This window comes from Cellulosilyticum sp., from assembly GCF_982396655.1.
Map to the genome: position 1 here is coordinate 1 of NZ_CEVXFV010000007.1, position 15,411 is coordinate 15,411.

15 protein-coding genes are annotated in these 15,411 nt (G+C 31.6%); 9 read left to right on the forward strand and 6 right to left on the reverse strand.

Annotation, left to right across the window (positions count from 1 at the left end):
* The first annotated feature begins 99 nt into the window (after positions 1 to 99).
* The 4 genes from AC1VAQ_RS04485 to AC1VAQ_RS04500 all read left to right on the forward strand — a co-directional run bounded on the left by AC1VAQ_RS04485 (position 100) and on the right by AC1VAQ_RS04500 (position 5,303).
* Complete coding sequence (locus AC1VAQ_RS04485; RefSeq protein ID WP_479903517.1) at positions 100 to 2,037, forward strand: hypothetical protein; 1,938 nt, start codon at positions 100 to 102, stop codon at positions 2,035 to 2,037.
* A gap of 11 nt (positions 2,038 to 2,048) precedes the next feature.
* Positions 2,049 to 3,038 (forward strand): ATP-binding protein, encoded by a 990-nt coding sequence (locus AC1VAQ_RS04490; RefSeq protein ID WP_479903518.1) that lies wholly within the window; start codon positions 2,049 to 2,051, stop codon positions 3,036 to 3,038.
* A gap of 189 nt (positions 3,039 to 3,227) precedes the next feature.
* Positions 3,228 to 4,103 (forward strand): hypothetical protein, encoded by an 876-nt coding sequence (locus tag AC1VAQ_RS04495; protein ID WP_479903519.1) that lies wholly within the window; start codon positions 3,228 to 3,230, stop codon positions 4,101 to 4,103.
* 264 nt (positions 4,104 to 4,367) lie between these two features.
* Positions 4,368 to 5,303: a hypothetical protein gene (locus tag AC1VAQ_RS04500; RefSeq protein ID WP_479903520.1), complete on the forward strand. Its 936-nt coding sequence runs from the start codon at positions 4,368 to 4,370 to the stop codon at positions 5,301 to 5,303.
* Here the strand turns inward: AC1VAQ_RS04500 and AC1VAQ_RS04505 are convergent.
* Positions 5,300 to 6,253 (reverse strand): tyrosine-type recombinase/integrase, encoded by a 954-nt coding sequence (locus AC1VAQ_RS04505; protein ID WP_479903521.1) that lies wholly within the window; start codon positions 6,251 to 6,253, stop codon positions 5,300 to 5,302. The genes AC1VAQ_RS04500 and AC1VAQ_RS04505 overlap by 4 nt on opposite strands.
* Positions 6,254 to 6,327: 74 nt before the next feature.
* On the opposite strand from AC1VAQ_RS04505, the gene AC1VAQ_RS04510 reads away from it, so the two are divergent.
* From AC1VAQ_RS04510 to AC1VAQ_RS04530, 5 genes are all read left to right on the forward strand, one after another.
* On the forward strand, positions 6,328 to 7,653 hold the full coding sequence (locus tag AC1VAQ_RS04510; protein ID WP_479903522.1) for a hypothetical protein: 1,326 nt from the start codon (positions 6,328 to 6,330) through the stop codon (positions 7,651 to 7,653).
* 162 nt (positions 7,654 to 7,815) lie between these two features.
* Positions 7,816 to 9,282, forward strand: a complete 1,467-nt coding sequence (locus AC1VAQ_RS04515) for a restriction endonuclease subunit S domain-containing protein (protein WP_479903523.1) — start codon at positions 7,816 to 7,818, stop codon at positions 9,280 to 9,282.
* Between the two features lies 1 nt (position 9,283).
* Positions 9,284 to 10,180 (forward strand): hypothetical protein, encoded by an 897-nt coding sequence (locus AC1VAQ_RS04520; RefSeq protein WP_479903524.1) that lies wholly within the window; start codon positions 9,284 to 9,286, stop codon positions 10,178 to 10,180.
* 200 nt (positions 10,181 to 10,380) lie between these two features.
* Entirely contained in the window at positions 10,381 to 11,340 is a 960-nt protein-coding gene (locus AC1VAQ_RS04525) for a hypothetical protein (protein WP_479903525.1), read from the forward strand.
* A gap of 125 nt (positions 11,341 to 11,465) precedes the next feature.
* Positions 11,466 to 11,663 (forward strand): hypothetical protein, encoded by a 198-nt coding sequence (locus AC1VAQ_RS04530; protein WP_479903526.1) that lies wholly within the window; start codon positions 11,466 to 11,468, stop codon positions 11,661 to 11,663.
* Positions 11,664 to 12,733: 1,070 nt separating this feature from the next.
* Here AC1VAQ_RS04530 and AC1VAQ_RS04535 read toward each other — a convergent pair.
* From AC1VAQ_RS04535 to AC1VAQ_RS04555, 5 genes are all read right to left on the reverse strand, one after another.
* Positions 12,734 to 12,940 carry a hypothetical protein gene (locus tag AC1VAQ_RS04535; protein WP_302596266.1) on the reverse strand — a complete coding sequence of 69 codons (207 nt, stop codon included), beginning with the start codon at positions 12,938 to 12,940 and terminating at the stop codon, positions 12,734 to 12,736.
* Entirely contained in the window at positions 12,930 to 13,424 is a 495-nt protein-coding gene (locus AC1VAQ_RS04540) for a lasso peptide biosynthesis B2 protein (RefSeq protein WP_302596267.1), read from the reverse strand. The genes AC1VAQ_RS04535 and AC1VAQ_RS04540 overlap by 11 nt, the downstream gene beginning before the upstream one ends.
* Before the next feature lie 73 nt (positions 13,425 to 13,497).
* Positions 13,498 to 14,430 carry a phosphoenolpyruvate carboxykinase (ATP) gene (locus AC1VAQ_RS04545; RefSeq protein ID WP_302596268.1) on the reverse strand — a complete coding sequence of 311 codons (933 nt, stop codon included), beginning with the start codon at positions 14,428 to 14,430 and terminating at the stop codon, positions 13,498 to 13,500.
* 230 nt (positions 14,431 to 14,660) lie between these two features.
* Positions 14,661 to 14,798 (reverse strand): hypothetical protein, encoded by a 138-nt coding sequence (locus tag AC1VAQ_RS04550; RefSeq protein WP_302596269.1) that lies wholly within the window; start codon positions 14,796 to 14,798, stop codon positions 14,661 to 14,663.
* Between the two features lie 306 nt (positions 14,799 to 15,104).
* Positions 15,105 to 15,251 (reverse strand): hypothetical protein, encoded by a 147-nt coding sequence (locus tag AC1VAQ_RS04555; RefSeq protein WP_302596271.1) that lies wholly within the window; start codon positions 15,249 to 15,251, stop codon positions 15,105 to 15,107.
* Positions 15,252 to 15,411 lie beyond the last annotated feature (160 nt).

Below are 15,411 nucleotides of genomic sequence, written 5' to 3' on the forward strand. Positions count from 1 at the left end.
CCTAGAAGAAATACTTCGACTTGGAAAAACTTAGGCTTAAATTAACGGCTATGATTTCCCAATATAGAAACAATAAAAAATCCAAAAAGACAGAAACGTTTGATAAAGACAATAAAAATCTATAATTCTCGTAAAGCTGCTTTTGATGCATATTTTGATGGAACAGCAATTGAAAAGATTAAATACGAAAATGAAAAAGGGGAATCTCAACATCTATCTTATGCTGAAATAAATAGATGGATGAAAAGATGCCTAGAAACAACTGCTACAGGCAATATTTATGGCTACACTGGTCTAATTCCTTATTATCATATTGAACCATATAAGCGAACTAAAAGCTGTAAAGATGAGATGAGTACCAGCGGACAATCTGGAATTTTTACTAGGTTTCTTAAGCTTCATCCCGAAATAGATGACATGATTAAACAGAAATATCTGGCTGGTGGGACATCAGAAATTAAGACAAAAGGTACTAAGGTGAAAGATATTTATAAAGAAATGATGACTATGTGTGCGGATATGAACCTTTATAATGAGTACCCACTCAATCGAGATGGTTTAACAAAGCATCCTGGGAAACGTGCATTATATGATTATTTAAAGAAACTTAAATCGTCTTATTATAGCTCGTATGCAAAATATCATCTTACTAAAGATGCCGCTACTTTAGCAGCTACAACTGGAGCTGGTCAAAAAAATAATCCTTTACCCGTAGATCTCTTCCAAATAATAGAAATCGATGAGCATACTATTGATGGTAAATTTATCATTGATTTATCAACTTATGAAGGAGATGGTTTCAAAGAAGTAGTAGATAATATTACATTAATTACAGCTGTTGACCGTAATAGTCAGGCTTTGATAGATTATCATGCAGTTCCGGGAAAAGGCTTTACTTCACAGGATATTATGAGATGTATCATTAACTGTCTTATTCCACATAAAAGAATGACATTTAATGTTGAGGGATTTAAGTATCCAGCAGACGTATGTTTTACATCAGAAGTAGCTCCAGAAATGGAATGGGCAACATTTGGACAAATTATGTTTGATAATCATATAACACACAAAGCTGTTGAAATTCGTCACTTCCTCGAAAATGAACTAGAGGTGCATGTCAATTATGGGCCTCTAGCTCATCCTACAGTAAGAGCTTACATTGAAAAATCATTCGATCTTTTAAAAGAGAATGTGTTTACTAAATTACCTAGTACAACTGGAGGCAGTAAAGATAGTCCTTTACGTAATAATCCAGAGGAACAAGCAGTTAAATATGGTATAACTTTTAATGATGCTAAACAAATCATTGAGCTAGGCATTGCTAATTATAATGTATCTCATAAGATGGGTAACTATAATATGACACCAATTCAAACTATAAAAAGCAGACTAAGTACCGGAAGAATTCCAAAAACCTTAGAAGAGTATAAGCGATCTAAAGTTACCACAATTACAAATAAAGTTAGTGTAACTGTTCTTGGTGATTTAGAAAAAGGAAGAAATCCCTATGTCAATTACAAATATGCACGATATACTTCAAAAAAATTAGCAGCAGAAAAATCTTTGATAGGTGAAAACTTAACACTTGTTATTAATATTGATGATGCCCGTTATGCAAAGGCCTATAAACAAAATGGAGAATATCTTGATACATTAACTGCAAATGGAAAATGGGGGGTTATAGAACACACGCTCAATTTCCGTATCAAGTTATGCACATTAAGGAATGAGGGCGAACTTGATTTCTTAGATACAGATGATTTTATGGAAGTATATAAACAGTATATAAGTAAACATCATAATGCAAAAGTTGCTAATGACTTTATTAGAGATGCAGAAGAAGAAATTGCACGTTCAAGTAAAAATGCAGAAATCCCAGAGGTTGTAAAAGGAGAAGATGAAATCAGTATTGACGCATTAATCCCAAATGCTGATGATAAAACTACCTTTATGCAAGAACAAAATCAAGCTACTTCCAAACTTAAAAACACTGGATTATTTGAACAATTAAGTAAAGATATGCAGTTTAAATTTTAGGAGATGATAATATGAGCGAAAAAACACAATCAGACAATACTAATGAAAATAATAGAGCAGTACATCCTGATATTCCTAAGGGAACCCATCCTATATTTACAGGGGAATATGTTATCATTAGCGATGCTATTATGCTACTAGTTCAAAATGTACTGTTTTGGTTATCTAGCCGTAGTCCAGGCTCAATTATTTATGGAATTTATCGCTGTGGTAAAAGTGTTGCAAAAAAAGTATTAATTAGAGCTATTCATACTACCTTTAGTGAGGAGATTCCTATATTCTCTATTTCTTGCACAGGAGGTAAAAGCGTAAATGAGAACCGCTTTTTTGGTGATATTTTAAGTGGATTAGGTTTAGCACTTAAGAATAGAGAAAAACCAGAAGAAAGAAGAGAACGCATCATACGCTATTTATTAGAAGCAAGTCATCATGCTAACTCAAAGAAAATTATCCTTTTTATAGATGAAGCTCAAAATATGAAACCTTTAGATTACGTGTTATTGATGGATATTTATAATCGTTTAGAAGATAATAACATCAATTTGAATGTTATTCTAATAGGCTCAATGGAGCTAAAGGATACAATGGATTTGTTTATCGCACAAAAGAAAATGTATATTATTGGACGATTTATGATTAATGAATATAATTTTAAAGGTCTTCAAAATCTAGAGAATATCGTTACCTGTCTAAAACAATACGATTCTCTCTGCTATCCACAAGATAGTGGATGTACCTTTACACAGTATTTCTTCCCACAAGCATACGAAGACGGCTATCGCCTTACGGATGATGCAGAACTCATTTTTAAACTGATTACCGCTGAATTAGAGAAAAGTATTCATTCACCTGACCTGAACATTCCTATGCTGCCATTTGTTCAAACAATTAATAACTGCTTAATTAAGATAGGCTTTGAAGGAGAATGTAAATACAAACCAAGCAGTGAAGACTGGAAGGAAGCAGTTGATATGGCTAATTTGAGAAAATATCGTTATTAGTATCGTCAAATTATAGAAAGCAAGGTGATTATAATGATTTATACTTGGGACGATTCATGAGTTCAACCTTATGAATCATCATGGTGCACACTACAGAAATTTCAATTTGCAAACGCCCTTTCTCTTGGGCAGTTACTTCAGTTTCTACAAATTCATTTAGAAAAGAGTAGAATACCAATCTATGACTATATGCATCTAATTGATACTTTAAGTAAGATAGACTATAAGTTAGTGGAACATCAAGCAGCCTCACTAAAATTATTACTGGGTCAATACTACAGTAAATACGCTATACACAGATACTTTCATCCTTTCTTGTGCTATTGTCCTGAATGTATGAAGGTAGGTTATCACGCTTGGTTCCATCAAAGTATCTTTGCAAACGAATGTCCTATCCATCATATTCCCTTACGATATACTTGTCCGAAATGTAAACAACCTATATTACTAGATTTAGTAGGTAATAGGCAAAATCATGCTTACAGCTGCAAATGCGGATATAATCTGTTAAATACATGTAATTCCTCTAAAATACTTTCTAAGTGGTTTTCACAAAATATAGCTTCACAACTTTCAAGGTGCGACTATGAAAAGTTATCCTTGTCTCATAAAAAGTTTGTTTCACTATATTATTATGATGACTTAGATTTCAAAAGTCACAAACGCACGTATATTCCTTTAAATGATGGTGTAACTGTAGCGAAGATAACTACAGCCTCTCTAAAATCATCCAAATTAGTGTTATCAGAAAGAGAACGACTTATGCACTTTATATTGCTCTATAAAAGTACCCTAAAGGGCATTGCAAAATACTTACGTAAAATGATCCCTAAAATGAGTTCTCGCATTAAATATCTGAAAAAAGCCATCACATATAACATTTCTACTGAAATTATCCCTAGTGAAGATATTGCGGCATATACCTATCTTATGTGGCGAAGAGATATAGAAGGGCACTTATCGTACCAGACGGTTCATTCGCACTTAGAGTCATCAAGCCGTGCTTCTGGGTTAGAGGGTTATAATAATTTAATTTGTAACAGTATGCTATTTCAATACTTTTGAAATGAACTAAATGCTTATACTGGAGAAGAACTGGAGTTAAAATTCGCGGTTATAGCACCTGTATTAGCGAATATGATGCTTCGTCATTATTTAAATTGGAAGGAGTATATTCTTACATTGCCTCTAAATACCATATATTCTCAAGCACAAGCCTCTCATGCAATTCCATATATGTTTTCTGCTTATATGATTCAAGAGATTTCTAATAACACTTTTCAAATTAATGCATTCCCAATAACAACATCTCAAATATAGGAGGATAGTATGAATACAACTAGACTAAACAACCTTAAATATATAGATGGTAGTATACTACTGCATGATAGCTGCACAATAGAACCGCCCGTAATGAGTGAAATTGTAAGTCGTATTAAACAATCCCTATATTCAGATGAGCCTATCTACCTTATTTATGCTGATATTTTCTGTGGTTCAGCAGCTGTAGAGGTTACGCTTAATCAAGCGTTACAACAACAGCTCCATTCAACAGCGATTATCTTTGAAACATTAAGCTATGGACATTATGTTTCAAATAATAAAGAACTTCCGTGTGATCTATTGTGTAATCTAGAACATGGTTTATGGACTGTGGGCAATGCTGAGGCATTATTTACACGATTAACAAGGTATCTTATATTTCTTTCATTGAAGACTCATAAAACACACATTATTCTTATAGTTAAAGCCGCACAAAATTTACATCAAGACAGCTTAAATGTTCTTTTAAAGTTAGTTCATAAACTAAAAGAAGAGCATGTCAAATTGTTTTTAGTATTAGTTGGAGAAACTCTAGAATTGAGTGAGTTAATATCACATTACCCATTCTATGAAGACGGTATAAATCAACCTAATAGCTATCGACTGACGCCAGTTAAATCAGAAGACTTATTTGAAACGATACTTAAACAGTTCGATGTATGTTTGACGGGCGATTACTTTCCTATCGCATATAAAGAGGGCTACAGACTTTGCAATGATCGGCAAATCCTGTTTGAGGCTTTTAGAAATGCTTCTGCAGAAACAGCAGCAGTGTTTACCGGTATTCCTTATGAAATCCTTCTAGATACAATCTATATTTGTATGGGTTTAAAGGGCATAGATGGTGAAAACAAATATTGGCCGTCAGTTGAAGATTGGGTAGAATGCATTAGATACACTTCATATCAAAGGTACATTCAAAAGGTAAATTTATCGTGTTAATTACGCTTGAAATAGGTTTTATCGACTAAATCCTTACTTTGACAACCTAGTAATTTTGAAATGGTATCAATAGAGGCGTTATTATTTGCTTGTTTCAGTGCAAAGTATTTTCTTAATGTATGTGTTGTAATGCCATTTTCATTTAGAGATAGTGCTTTTAATAACTCTCCAATATTCATCAGTCTATGGCGTGAACTATTTAAAAAAAGTGCCTTTTCATCCTTAACATCAAATCTTTTTCTATCTTCCATATATAATGTCATAATTTGTTGTAGATGAGCAGACATAGGCAGCAGCGTCGGTTGATTATGACGTTTTACTTTAATATACTGATTTTCAAGATTAACATCCTCCACATTTAGGAGTTTACATTCGGACATCTTTATTCCTGTTTCCATGAACAAAGTTATAAGAGCTAAATCTCTTAGCTCAGAATAGATTTTATGAGATGGTGGTTTTACAGATTGCTCATAGATTGTATATAAGGTAGTATATGCCTCATCTACTTTAGAGAGGATTTCGTTATCATCAATATGAACAATATCTGAAACCTCACTAGAGATAGACATATTAGATAGAAGTTTGCAAGGATTACTTTCAATCAGTTGCTGATCTGCAAGATAGCCAAATAGCATACGCAGTGAAGAGAGGTTTCGGTTATAAGAAGACCTAGAAAACTTACTAAGATATGTTGTAATTTGAGTGTCTGTTACGGTAGCTAAAGTTAAATGGTCCAGTTGAGATACTTGTTTATTACTGTAGTAGTTTTCTATAAGGTACTCAAAAAACTTACTTATATCATTAACATACTCAAAAGTAGTGGAAGATGACCTACTTGCTTTGAGATGCTCTATAAAGAGATTCATAAAAGCTGGAAGTTCTTTCTTCTTATCTTCTAATTTTATTTCAGCGTTTTGTTCACGAATTAAGTTACTGCTTGATTTGTTCATTATTTATCACCTAGTACGTAGTATTAGATTGGTTCTATAAAATTATTCTATATGCAGCAAGGAGACGACATCAAATGATTACTTGGGATAACGATTGGATTAACTTATACGAATCACCATGGTCAGTTTTAGAGAAGATAAAATATGCTAATGAAATCACTATAGATGATTTAGTGGAAGTCTTGGGGGTTAATCCTAGTTTAGAAGAAAACAGCAACGCATTCAGTACTTGTGCAGAGCTCATTAAGCAAATAGAGATTCAACTCAATGAGACCATCACTACAAGCTTTCTTGAAGATACGCAGCAGGCATTAGGGTCTTTTTTCAATGAAAAGGATTTGGTAAAGTACTTTCGCCCATTTGTTACTTATTGTCCTATATGTATTAAAGAGGGATATCATTCGATTTATCATCAACTCATTTTTAAAAATGAATGTTTTATACATCATGTACCCTTAAAAATTGGGTGTCCCAATTGTGGTTGGAAAATCCCTTTTAACCAACCAGCTAATAGGTTAAAGGGATTTAACTGTATATGCGGCTATAACTATTTATCTAAAAGCAGTTTTACTGAAGTACTTATTTCATGGAATGACTTTAGCAGTAATCAATACAGTCTCTCTGATCTATTATCAAAACCAGAATTAGAGAAGCATAGTTACCTATACTATTTAGCACCAGCGGTAAATCATTTGCAATTGGATGCCACTAATAAAGAGCGTATTATTTCAAAGGATATTAGGACACTTGCTCATGTAGCACTGCCAATAAAAGCATTTAGTTGTACCGCAGCAACTGTAGCTATTGAAAAAGATCTTGAGTATTTATATACCTTATATATTAATGCCTATAAAGCTATTGCAAAGCATTTAAGAAATGTAATTCCTTCCATCAATAACTACGTTTCGCATTTAAAAAGTATAGAACTGCTCCTTAAACATAATCTAGGAAACAACAGTAATTACACCTATCAATCTATTTCAGTTGAAGGATTTGCCTATTTAATGTGGCGAACAGACGTTGAAGGGCATCATAGTTATTCCACTGTACATTCAAGATTAGATTACAGAGAATTAAACCCTAACTTCGATGCTATGAAAAATATCTTAAACCATAGTAAGTTATTCTATTTCTTCTACAAGGAGTATAAGAAGCAGAGCCAAAACAAACTACACATAAGTAATGCAGCCTTTTGGGAATCATTAGAATATGTTATGTATGTCTATGTATGGGTACATTATCAAAACTGGTACAAGCATGCTCAATTTCTAAAGAGAGAAAGAGCAGAAGAGAGGATTAATATTAGTGAAAGTATTCCATATCAACTACCAGGTATTTTAGTTGAAGAAATAGATAAAGAAGTACAATTATACTTATTTTTAAAAAATGCATATGAATAGGAATAACATTAGATCTCATGTTGCCTTAAAAATGAGTAAAAAAACAGCATCACATCATAATTCGACAAATATTTCAGTTGTTATAATATAAAATTAGAACATGACATGCTGCTGATATTCTTATTAATAAGAATATCGATAGTATAAAAAGAGGTGAATTAGATGATTTCAATAAATAAAAGTGATTTTTTTAAGCTAATAGAATTTGCTTTAGAAGAATATAGCGGAAGAAACACCTTAAACCGAGTATTAACGGTAGATGATAAATTAACTCAACGATTTGGGTCAATTTTTGCAGAGGTTTCTATAATAGTAGCAGATAAGCAGCATCTTTACGTAAGACGATATGAAGTAAAGGATACTAAAGGAAATACGATAGTAAGTTTTATTTTAGGACATGTTGCTATGCTATTTTCAGTAAGTACTCGAAAATTTAGAGAAGAACTCCTTAGTATATATTCTATAAAGGGTGTTATTACACTCAAACAACGTATGTTTAAGCATATTACTACACCGATGGCAGTAATAGTGTTGAACAAGGATAAAGGATCTACATGGTTTACATCTGTGGAAGACATAAATATTTTTATAGATATACTACTTGGAAATATTCCAGATGAACAGAAAATATATCATTCAGATTCTATTTCCGTTGAAAGTATGATGCCGGAATATTATAACGGAGATGATCAGATAATTGAAGATAGTATGAATGAAAAAGAAACAACAGAGCTTGGTAAAATCGCAGTAATTATTAATGGTAAATGTGCTAAGAAGGAAGATTTTGTTGAGATAGGAATACCATATTTGAGAGCAAGAGATATACAGGATGGAAAGATTAAGTTACCAAAAATATGTATTGATCCTAATAAAGCCTCAATATTTTCAAAACAATTGCTTCAAGAGGGAGATATCCTCCTAACTAAATATTTTAAGCAGAATAAATTAATACGTATTACCTCTGCTGATACACCAGCTATTGCATCGAATAGTTTTTTTATTATCCGCCCGTATGGTGTATCTGAAGGCTATTTGTATAGATATCTTAATAGTAAAACTGGAAGTAATATTTTCAATAAACAGTTAAATAGGATTCAAAAGGGCGAAACAATTCCTTTTGTAACACTTAGAGATTTGGCCCATATACGTGTCCCAATTTATGATAAGCAAACTATGCAAGATATTGAAGGTATTGATAGTCTTGGCACATTTGAAACTATTAATATGACTAAACGATTAGTTGAAAATAACAAACGTGGTTTTGATTTAGAAAAAGAAGTATATGAAAAGTTAATAAAAGCTGGATGGTCTCAAGAAATGCTATTGAATGAGAACGAGAGAGAATCATGGATTTCAATCGATAAGAATAGGAAATGGAGGCCTGACTTTGTTTATGAACTACCTGATAAGCGTCGAGTATATATAGAAGTTAAAACAGATTTAACTCATGTAAAGCCTGAATGGGTACTGGCAATACAGAAACTTTTATATGGTAATAATAATTGTTTTTTTATCCTTACAACAGGTATGTATTATGAGGTACATGTAACTGGAATAGATAGTTCGTTGAAATTGCTTCAGACACCTACAATTACTGAGATATTAAGGTGGGAAAAGGAGATGTGTTAGAATGGATGTTGCTCAAGCCTATTCAAATGAAATGTTAGAAATGCTCCTCGAAAAAAATGATCAAATCTTTGATTTACTACAGTATCTTATAAAGAATGCTAATAATATAACCCAGATTGCAGAAAAAATTGATTCTAAGATGGATGTTGCCTTAGAAAGACTTAATGGACTTGAAGTAGATTTGGGTGATTTGAAAAATGAAAAGCGTGAAATTGAACAAAAGTTTATACTAATGACATCTAAACTATCTAAATGGGATAGTTCTATTGGACAAGATGCTTTGGAGGATTATTATGCATTGGCTCAAAGCATGTATTCTAATTGGGAAGATTTAGATGCTTTGACTAGAAAATTTATTCCTTTAGCAGAATATCTATATTCTAAACTTCAGAAATATGATAAACCAGATTACTCCCCCGTTATTCTAGAATTATGTAGAGCAATTGAGAATGAATTTCTACTAAAGATTTTTAGAAAATATACTTTAGATGTTGTACAGCGTAAAGGTAACTGTTTAGATGAATTTTTGGCTAAAGATAAAGCTAATTATAGGTTAAAAAATAAAACAGATTTATTTGCAAAAGCTATTACAAAAGCTCAGAAGACAAAAAAACCAGAATACACATTAGGTCAGATGAATACAATTTTATCTATTATAAACCAAGAAAATTTAGTACAAATAAGTCCATTATTACAAGATTTTAAGGATTATCTAAAAAAGAATACAGAAGTACAGAGATTATTGGATAAGAAATATATTGATAACATAGATGATATTGTTAAAAAGTATCGTAACCCATCAGCACATCCAGAATTGATGTCACTTGAGAAAGCAACTGAGTGTCGCGAGATAATGCCAGATAGATTGGACTATCTTATGGACTGTATGAATAACTAAATAGTATAGTAGAAGGTTTTATAAATAGTTAACTTATCGGTTTACCGCCATTAGATGAGCAGAAAAGAATTGTGGCTAAAATTGAAGAGTTGATGCTATGTTGCAAACAGTTAATTAAAATAATGCTTATAAGTTATAAGTGAATATATATTGTCAAGAAATTCTTGACACTATATTAGTAAAGTAAATGGGGGGATAGTATGAGGATGTTAGCCGGTAGAGAAACATGGAATAGACTTCTTAATTGGGACCGTGGACAAGCTGCAGCAGAACGATTGGCTGCACTAATATTAGCAAGTGATGGATTTCATAACATTGATCCATCACATCCTTTAGGTGGAAAAGACGGACTTAAGGATATGGTTCTTTCTAATGATGGGAAAAAGTGGATTGGGGCAGTATATTTCCCAAGAGGGCAAAAGAATTTTCAGGATATCAAAGATAAATTTATTCATGATCTTGAAGGGGTACATACTAACGGAGCAAAAGGTATTGCATTCATAACCAATCAAGAAATTAGATTAGCTGAAAGAAAAATTCTTACAGAGATTGATAGAAATATAGATGTTAATATCTATCACTTAGAACGATTAGCCTCATTACTTAATATGCCTATCAATTATGGCGTTAGAATGGAGTTTTTAGAGATAGAAATGGAAAAAGAAGAACAGCTAAGCTTTTTTGCAATGCAAGATAAACGAATTACAGAACTTGAAACCGTCTTAAAAAGGGTTACTATTGGGCTAGAAGAATTTAAGCAAATTCAAGGTAATACTGTAGCAATGAAACAAAGTTTGCAAACATGTTTTAAGGAAGAAAATACTCAAAATGAGGAATCTACAGAAGCTGATTATTATGAGGGTGATAGTTATGAAGATAAAACAAGAGCTATAGATGAAATAGTAAGAGCTATAGATGAACTATTTGATAAAATTTGGTTTGATCGACATTTATCATTAAGATATCGTATTGAAAATAAAGGAGAATATGTAGATCCTAAGATTTGGAAAGATGCTTTGAAAGCTGCTCAAAAAGTTATTGATAAATTTGGTGAAGATAATCTGGGACCATACAGTGATTTTGAGTGGGGAATGCTAAATGGCAAATTATCTGCACTCAGATGGGTACTAGGCGATGAATGGGATATGCTTGATACATAAATGTATATTTATATGTCGATTTATTTTACATAGTTTCTAATAGCTTATGTAGAAGAAGATAGATAATCAATTTTCATAGCATACCTATATTATCAATGATTTCTTGTAGAAAGGGGGTGAATAGTGTGACAGATTTTGAAGAACAAGTAATTAAATTATTAAAAAAAATACTTAATAAGTTAGATGAAATTGAAAGTAATACAGGCGACGTTTACTACACAAAAAGTGAATGTGAGACAATTAATACTAATTTAGGAGAAGTGCTAGAAAAACTAAAAGATATAGAACATGATATAACACATCCAGAAGAATATACAGAATAAAATACATATATGGGCTACCAGGACACTGATAGCCCTTTATTTTTAATCATTTAAGTATATATACATTTAATCATGGAAAAGAATTTTTCAAAAAAGAAAGAAGTAGGTAAATTTAATTTATGAGCTGAAATAGAGGAAGAACATAGAAGAGAAATGGGGAAACAGAATATAGATCTACTTACTAAATAATAGAAGTTGGCACAATCCAAATATAAAGACAAATGGGATGTATCAAAGTTATTAATTAGTACAATATATTTCTGTATACATATTATAAAGTAAAAATGAGGTAAAACTCTATATATTATGTATGCCTAGTAACATACATAATATATAGAGTTTTACCTCACAAATTAAACCTAGAATTACAATAACTCTAAATAATTACCACACAAATAATTACCATCTAATAACTATAAACTTTTACCTACCTGAAAATAAAGGTTAAGTGCTAAGGATTCTGGATAAATTAGCTAAAACAATCTTATCTATAAAGTTTTACCTCAAAAGTGAAAAACTTTTACCTCGCTGATCATTTACTATTATATAATATTCTAAAATTAAATGAAGCTAAGGGGACTGGTAGTCGCTTTAATTTTTTAGAATTTGCAAATAATACATGGCAAAGAGAACATGTTTTTGCTGCTTATAGCATAGAACTATTCGTAAAACCGGTGTTTCGCGAATAGTTGTATGCTATAAGTAAATCGCTCTTCTTATATCACCTATAAGGAATCTTGTTCTGCTGCTGAGCAATTTGCTTTATAGGTGGTCTCAATTTATTTTCCTATAGGATGCCATTTAAAATCTGAATCTCTCAATATAGTTGTTCCTTCTGGATAACCATACTGATAAAGAGCTTTGCCTTTTTGATCTACTCCTATAATATCCATAGTATTTACATTAGATAGAGCTGTTTTAAATGCTTCTGGATTATCAACAAAGTTCTCTATACTATATATACAATATAGTATAGAGAACTTTATAAGTATTACATTTCTAGTAAATTAGGCATAGATAATTATTGTTTTGCGAATAGCTGTATACTATAGTAGATGCTTAGTGCTGTATTAACTTATAGGTCTAAAGCAATATGCAGCAGTTTCACTATTGTTACTACTTGTTTGAGGGGCATCACTTAAATCAACAGGTGGCTGATACTCGGTAGTCATATCAACTACAATACCAGCTGGCGTTGATTGATTCATATCTATTTGCGTTTTCATTAAATTCAAGCTTTCTAATTGAGGATTTTCCCACCTTTTTTTACAGCACATGATTTTCCCAACTCCTTTCTCTGTTTATCAATGAATAATTTGAGAATTTTGCAACTTCTACAAAATTTCTCTGTACATCACCACCAGTGATAATATAAGGGCCGCATCTAAGCCATGCATGTGCTAGTAGTGTTTTATCTTTTGCAACACCTAAATATAAGGTGGTGGGAATATTATAATACTTAAGTATCCAGCTAACTACTAAGGCTCTTACTAGACATTTACTTTCCCACGGGGTATATTTACAAGCTAGTAAACTTAAATGTCTTATCCGTTTAATTGTCTGCCAATCTTGTAAGCAAATATTCTTATGAGGAGAATCTTCATTGGGAATACCAATATAAGGTTGATATCTTTTTAGAGGAACTGTAATTATTAGTGCTCTTGCAATACCACTTAAAATAAATGCAACTAAAAATAGTAACTGATCTTTAAAGGGCATATGTATAAAAAGTTGGAACTTTTTTAAAACTCTAATCTTCATTTATACTCACCTACCCTTGTAGCCTATTTTTAACAATATAGTATATGTTCATTAATCTTTTTTAGAACAATCTCTAAACGACATGCTCTTTTTTCTGATCTTGAAAAACTTTAATGAGTAACATAATCTGTTCGTCTATGGTATATTCAGAATCAGGTCTTTGTAATTGGTATACAGGAATTTGCTTAGCAATCATAAGGCACCTTTTAAAGTAGTTAGATGGCATAGATAGATGTTCCCAAATACTACAACGATAAATATTTCTAAATAATATCTTTAACTTTTCTTTACCTTTAATTTCATTTAATTGAAGAGTCGTTCCAATGGCAATTTCTATAATGCAGGTCAAAGGAATTGCATGATTAATAAATTGTTGCTTGACAGGTAACAAATATTTATCACGTTCTTCATCAACTTTTATGTAATTATTAGGTGTATACCCCATTTGTATCATCGCATCTCTACATAATTTTTGCTGTGGAAAAGCTGGTTGAACAATACATTGATTTGCATGATTAAGTGTTGTTACTGAAACATCATCAGCTAAGAAACCATATCCTTGATTTCTAAGTGCAGTAGTTAATGTGGATTTACCTGCGCCGGATTCTCCGGTAACAATAATAGCACCATGATTCATAACAATGGTACCACCATGGAATGCTACTTGCTCGCGTTGTGCTATTAAGCAGCCAAAGGCTGTACCTAATAGATAACCTTTAACAAGTTGGAAGTCCTTATCTTCATCATAATCCACTTCGATAGATGTACCATTTTTTATATGATAAGTACCTAGTCCTTCTACTTCGTACCATATATCGTTAGTAGAAAAATGATAATGAATATTATTTATTTGTGCCTGTTTAATCTCAGCAGATATTGGTTTCTTTATGATAAGAACATCTATATTATCTTGTTCAGAGGACACTATAAGTTCTGTTAGTTCTATTTCTGAAGCAACATGTAAACCATATAATTTATAATGATATAATGAACTTGAGTTATTCATAAGTTTAATCCTTTCTTATAATAGTCTCTTTTATTTTTATGCATAGATACTAATATGTATGTTTCAAAAAATATCTATAGATTAACCTTTTATCCGATTAAGCCAGATGTATACGTTTGAATATACATGTTAGTTTTTTTATATTTTGAGTTTTAATATAAATAAACACCTATTTATTAGTCAATAGGTGTTTATTTATATTATCCTAGATATAACATATGTTATTTATTTTAGCTTACACCACCGGCCCACCATTTACCAGATGTATCATATGTTGTTGCATCATGATCTGTAGTTGGATTAGAGCCTTCTTTTGTTGCATCCAGACTAAGCTGAGACATTACAGGATTATTCCATTGTTTTTTCATTTAAAACCACCCCTATGTTTTGATTTTAGATTAATCTTATGATTAATCTATGTAAACTTATGGTGAACTTAAGTCAAACTTCTTTCTGTGGGATGCGCTTTAACTTATGTTCATAGTTACTTATATGTAAGTCAAGAGAATGTTATGACTAAAATTTATACATGTTAAGCATTTCTTGAATCAAGCTATTATATGATATATAGTAATTAAGCGTTTTGCTATAATATAAATAAGCACCTATTGAACCAGTAGAATTTAATCTATTAGTTCATAGGTGCTTGTTTGTTATTCTAGAGATAGTACATATTATTTATTTTGGCTTACGCCACCAGCCCACCACTTTCCAGTTGCATCATAGGTAGTCATATCATGTTCTGCTGTTGGTGAAACACCATCTTTAGTAGCACTTATATTAATTTGAGACATTGTAGGAGTATACCATTGTTTTTTCATTTAAAACCACCTCTATTATTTTTTATTTTAGGTTGCTTTATGTATCTCTAGAACGAACATAAGTTAAGTTACTTTATTTAAAAATTTACTTTGGCTTATGTTCATACTTACTTATATGTACTACAAATAGATAGTATGATAAAAAATGTCCAATTCATAT